Raw genomic sequence first — 5050 nt, 5'->3', positions numbered from 1 at the left:
TGGGCGGTATCGCCTTCGATACCGATGAAAGTGGCACCAGCCGGTTCGTCGAACTGGGCGTGGCCGATCTGTATGCCAGCCTGAGCGGCACCGTCTCCACCACCCGTTGGGTGAACGTGGATGCGACCAACACCGCGGCGTTGTCCGGCAGTGCGTTCTCCGGCGCCTCCGGCAACATCGGGGTGAACGTGGCGGCCGGTACCGGCAACCTGCAGGCCAACAGCCTGGCCCTGGCCGTTGCGCAACCGTCCACCGGCGGCSGTGGCGGCACCGGCGAGTAACGTGATGTCCGTTTTCGCAAGCAGTACGCGTTGAGCGCAACAAACCCGGCTACCCGCCAGTAGCCGGGCTCCCGGGAGTCCCTGTCCCATCCTCCCCCTTTGGGGCAGGGGCTCCCTCCTTTTTCCGGAGTGACGTCGATGTTGAAGCAAGCGCTGTGCGGATCGTTGCTGTGGCTGATGCTGCCGTTCGGCACTGCACGTGCCGGTGATGTCGGCTTCAGTGGGGTGCTGCCCAACGGGGCGGTGCTCACCCAGCGCGTGGAAAGCATGCAGGAACGGCGCTTCCGCAACGTGGTGCGGCAACACACCGATTACAGCTGTGGCGCGGCGGCGCTGGCCACCATCCTGCGTTACGCCTACCACCTGGAAGCCGACGAAGGCACGGTGATCGAAGGGATGATGGGGGTCTCGGACCCGCAACTGGTCCACCAGCGTGGGTTCTCGCTGCTGGACATCAAACGGTATGTCGAATCGATGGGCATGCGCGGACGCGGCTACCGCGTCAACGAGGAGCGCCTGCGCTCACTGCGCGTGCCCGGGCTGGTGTTGATGGATGTGCGTGGCTTCCGCCACTTCGTGGTCCTCAAGCAGGTTCGCGACGATGTGGTCGATGTCGCCGACCCGATCCTGGGCAACCGCAGCATTCCCGTCAGCGAATTTCTACAGGCGTGGCCGTCGCGCGCCGTGTTTGTCGTGATCGGTAGTGACTTTGATCGCAACACGGTGTTGCTGCTCCCCGGCGAACGGCCCAGCGCGCGTTCGCTGTACGCCCGGCAGGGGCCGATCACCGACGCGGAACTGGTCGATTTCGGTTTCACCCACGCCGACTTGTTCTAGGAGGCACCATGAACATTGCACTGTGGACGCAGCGCGTGCTGCTGCTGACCCTGCTGGGGGCAGCGCCGCTTCACGCCGAAGAAGGTCGGCCCGGCAAGGGCCTGAATGAGATACCCGATCCCGAGCTGAGCCTGATGCGTGGGCGCTATACGGTCAACGGCAACAGCGTGGCCTGGTTCGGGGTGACCATGATCACCCAGTGGAACAGTGGCGGGCAGGCCGCGCGCAGCGCACTCACGCTGGGCATGGATTTCAGCCACGGCGCTACGCCGAAGGTCAGCTTCAGTCCGTCGGTGACGGTGACCGCCGCCGATGCGCCGCTGCCGGTGACGCCCGGTCGCAGCATCGATGCGAGCGGCCTGCAGAACGTGGCGGGCCTGACCCAGAGCATCCAGGTCGCCGGTGACGGCAATGTGGCCAGCAACACCACCCACCTCAACGTACGCGATGGCATTGCACCGGCCGAAGGCAGCGCGGGGCCGACCCTGGCCAGCGTGCAGCAGGGCGGGGTCAGCGCGGTGGCGCAGCTGGACGGCAACACCGCCAAGGTGCAGGTGCAGATCGAGGGCGTCGGCGCGGTGCAGCAGTGGATCCGCAACGGCAGCGTCGGCCAGAGCATTGCCATCGGCAGCGATGGCCAGGCGGTGAGCAACCGCATGCAGATCGATCTTGTCCGGCAGTCGCTGGCCAGCAACGTCCCGCTCGGCCAGAACGTGGCCCAGGCGATGACGCTGGTGCGCGGTGTCGGCATGGGGCCCGGCCAGTAATCCAGGGCCGGGCAGGGGGAGTGACAACACAACCGTGGGCCAAGGCACATGCACACCTCGATACACGCAACCCCGTTGGCGCTGGCGGCGCTGGCACTGATGGCGGCCGCCGGCGCACACGCGCAGCCCGCACCGGCCGACGAAGCCGACGTCAAGGCACTGATCACCCAGCTGGAAACACTCAAGGCCAACTACGCGCAGGAAGTGCGTCGCCTGCGCGAGCTGGACATGCAGGTGCAGGCGATGCAGGCGCGGCTGTCTGGCAAGACCGCGCCGATCGCGGGCGCCAACGCCGGGCCGCCCCCTTTGCCAGCCGACACCCCGGCTGCCGCGCCCAGCGCCGACGGCTATGCCAGCAGCGCTGCCGAAGCGCAGCAGGCCAAGCAGCCCTCGCGACGCAGCGTGGATGACGTCAAACAGCAGCAGGCGGCGTTGTTCAGCCGTCGCTTCACCATCGAAAACAGCCTCACCTACTCACGCTATGACCGCAAGCAGGTCACCCTCAACGGTTTCCTGGCCCTGGATGCGATTTTCCTGGGCAACATCGCCATCGAAAACGTCGAGTCGGACACGCTGACCTACAACCTGGCCGCGCGCTGGGGTGTCAGCCCGCGGCTGACCTTGAACCTGGACGTGCCCTACCTGGCGCGCAAGACCGTGTTCCAGAAAGGTGGTGCCGGGGGCTCGGCGGCGGCGATCGCGCAGGAGGAAACCACCGGCAACGGCATTGGCGATGTCGGGATGAGTGCCAACTACCGGCTGTTTGCCGAGCATGGCCGCTGGCCGGAAACCGTGCTGACGGCCGGTGCCACCGCGCCGACGGGGCGCGCGCCGTATGGCGTGGACTGGAAGGTACTCGAACGCGACGATGACGACTTCATCCGCTTCGCCGTGCCCGAACAACAGCCCACCGGCAATGGGGTATGGCAGGCCAACATCGGCCTGTCGGCAGTGAAGACGGCTGATCCGGCGATCCTGTTCGCCAACGTCGGCTACATCCATTCCTTCCCGCGCAGCTTCGACGACCTGGACGCGAATCCGGACACGGTCAATCCCGGGGAGGTGAAGCTGGGTGGGTCGTATTACTTCGGTGCGGGGGTGGCGTTCGCGTTCAATGAACGCACCAGCCTGAGCATTTCCTTCAGCGACAAGTTGAGCAGCCGCGCTTCCACCCGCTACCGCAACGGCCAATGGCTGAAGGTGATTGGCAGCGACGCCAACGCCGGCACGCTCAATCTGGGCATTACCTACGCGCTCAACCGCAACACCACCCTGGTCAGCATGCTCGGGATCGGCCTCACCCCGGACGCGCCGGACTTCACCCTGGCCTTCAAGGTGCCGTACATGCTGTGAGCGCATCGACGCACGGCATGTACGGGTGTGCGTTCCGCCTGGACCGCTGCGCCTTCGGCGCGCGACGTGCGTTGCCGGAGGCCTATGCACTGCACCTGACCCCGCGCATTCGCGCGCCCTCTTCAACAAAGGGGCCTCCTCCTCGGATGGAACTGCGGAAGGAGCTGGATGGTTTTTCGGTTCAGCGCAGCTCGGGCAGGGCCAGCTGATGTTTGCGGCAGAGGCGGTAGACGGTGACGCGTGAGACCTGCATGTGCCGTGCGCAGGCGGTGATGTTGAAATCGCTCTGGCGCAGGGCGCGCAGCAGGGTTTCGCGTTCGGCGAGTTGGCGCGCGTCGTGCAGCAGCTTCTGCGGTACGTGCGGCTGCGCCGGTACCAGTTCCAGATCGGCCACGCCGATCAGCTCAGCGTCGGTGACGATCGCTGCGCGTTGTACGCGGTTGAGCAGTTCGCGCACGTTGCCCGGCCAACTGAAGCGCTCCAGCGCACGTCGTGCCTCCGCACTGAAGCCGCGGGCGCGGGTGACGTGGCGATCGCGGAAGGTCGCCAGGAAGTGGTGCGCCAGCAGCAGGATGTCGCTGCTGCGATCGCGCAATGGCGGCAGCGGCAGGCGCAGGACATTCAAGCGGTAGAACAGGTCGCGGCGGAACTGCCCATGCTCGACGGCCTGCTCGAGGTCGACGTGGGTGGCGGCCAGGACCCGTACGTCCACGGCCAGGGGCCGGTTGCTGCCGACGCGCTCGACGGTGCCTTCCTGCAGCACGCGCAGCAGGTTGGTCTGTGCATCCAGCGGCAGATCGCCGATTTCATCGAGAAACACGGTGCCGCCGTTGGCGGTCTCGAACAGCCCCAGGCGCCGGCCCGCTGCGCCGGTGAAGGCGCCGCGCTCGTGGCCGAACAGCTCGGACTGGACCAGCGCGGCCGGGATCGCACCGCAGTTCACCGCCAGGAAAGGCCGGTCATGACGCGGCGAGAGCGCGTGCAGTGCCTGCGCAGCCAGCTCCTTGCCAGTGCCGGTTTCGCCGGTGATCAGCACGGGCAGGTCGACCGGGGCGAACTTGCGGATCGCAGCGCGGGTGACCTGCAGGACGGCGCTCTCGCCAATGAGATGTTGGGGGCCGTGTGCGACGGGGTGCGCGGCCTGGCCGGACAGCTGTTGCAGGCGTTGGACGATGCGGCCAAGTTCGATCGGCGCGGTCCACGTTTCGGTGCAGGCGGCCAGCAGGGGCTGCAGGGCGGGGGGGGCGGCCGCTGCGCCGGCGGGCAGGATGGCCAGCAGGGTCATGTGGCGGTGCTCCTCGAGCAGCGTCTCAAGCCGGGCCAGGTTGGCCGGCAGCGCGCCGCGCAGGTCCAGCAGGCCAACGACCTGATCGTTGCCGCGCATGCCGATGGCCACGCAGTCGTCGGTGGCCACGCCGCGGACCTGCCAGCCTGCGGCCGCAAGCACTGCGCGTTCGGCCGGTTGCGGTTGCCCAAACCAGATCACACACCGGGACGGGAGATCAGGGACTGCCGCCATGCGTCACCTTGCTGAAAAGGATCACAGGCGGAATTCACTGCAGGTCTGGTGGCCGTGGACGTGCCGCCCCACGTCCGGGTCCGCGGCCGGCCGGAACGCCGGCAGGCACTGGGTGTACTGGCAATTGCTTGAACAACATGAGGGACAACGCCGGTTGGGGGCGGAAGCGGCCAGGGCAACTGCGTAGGCGGCCGTCGGTGGGTCGGGCGCTGGGCCCCCATGCCCTTTCCGGCGACGCCCCCGGCGTCGGCCTGCGGCCGCCCCCTCCTCCTTTATTTCGCCTCCAAGGGCAT

The 5050-nt window shown here is 67.4% G+C and carries 4 protein-coding genes and 1 pseudogene; 4 read left to right on the top strand and 1 reads right to left on the bottom strand.

The genetic code is table 11. The features are described 5' to 3' along the window. From AC1DQP_RS16305 to AC1DQP_RS16290, 4 genes and pseudogenes are all read left to right on the top strand, one after another. Window positions 1-281: pseudogene (locus AC1DQP_RS16305) on the top strand (adhesin); the annotation flags it as partial. A gap of 138 nt (window positions 282-419) precedes the next feature. Beyond that, window positions 420-1118, top strand: a complete 699-nt coding sequence (locus tag AC1DQP_RS16300; RefSeq protein WP_457319893.1) for a C39 family peptidase — start codon at window positions 420-422, stop codon at window positions 1116-1118. An 8-nt stretch (window positions 1119-1126) separates the two neighbouring features. Then, the gene (locus AC1DQP_RS16295; protein ID WP_478052011.1) at window positions 1127-1885 is read left to right on the top strand and encodes a hypothetical protein; all 759 of its coding nucleotides are present in this window, start codon (window positions 1127-1129) and stop codon (window positions 1883-1885) included. Window positions 1886-1933: 48 nt separating this feature from the next. After that, window positions 1934-3238 (top strand): hypothetical protein, encoded by a 1305-nt coding sequence (locus tag AC1DQP_RS16290; protein WP_478052010.1) that lies wholly within the window; start codon window positions 1934-1936, stop codon window positions 3236-3238. Between the two features lie 181 nt (window positions 3239-3419). On the opposite strand, the gene AC1DQP_RS16285 is transcribed toward AC1DQP_RS16290, so the two are convergent. Beyond that, window positions 3420-4757 (bottom strand): sigma-54 interaction domain-containing protein, encoded by a 1338-nt coding sequence (locus tag AC1DQP_RS16285; RefSeq protein ID WP_478052009.1) that lies wholly within the window; start codon window positions 4755-4757, stop codon window positions 3420-3422. Window positions 4758-5050 lie beyond the last annotated feature (293 nt).

It is taken from the genome of Stenotrophomonas sp. P5_A8, from assembly GCF_056400545.1.
The sequence above is the reverse complement of the archived record's forward strand: the minus strand, read 5'-3'. Positions and strand labels throughout refer to the sequence as shown.

Coding starts and splice junctions, on each gene's coding strand:
- AC1DQP_RS16300 (WP_457319893.1), top strand. CDS start 420: ATGTTGAAGCAAGCGCTGTGCGGATCGTTGCTGTGGCTGATGCTGCCG.
- AC1DQP_RS16295 (WP_478052011.1), top strand. CDS start 1,127: ATGAACATTGCACTGTGGACGCAGCGCGTGCTGCTGCTGACCCTGCTG.
- AC1DQP_RS16290 (WP_478052010.1), top strand. CDS start 1,934: ATGCACACCTCGATACACGCAACCCCGTTGGCGCTGGCGGCGCTGGCA.
- AC1DQP_RS16285 (WP_478052009.1), bottom strand. CDS start 4,757: ATGGCGGCAGTCCCTGATCTCCCGTCCCGGTGTGTGATCTGGTTTGGG.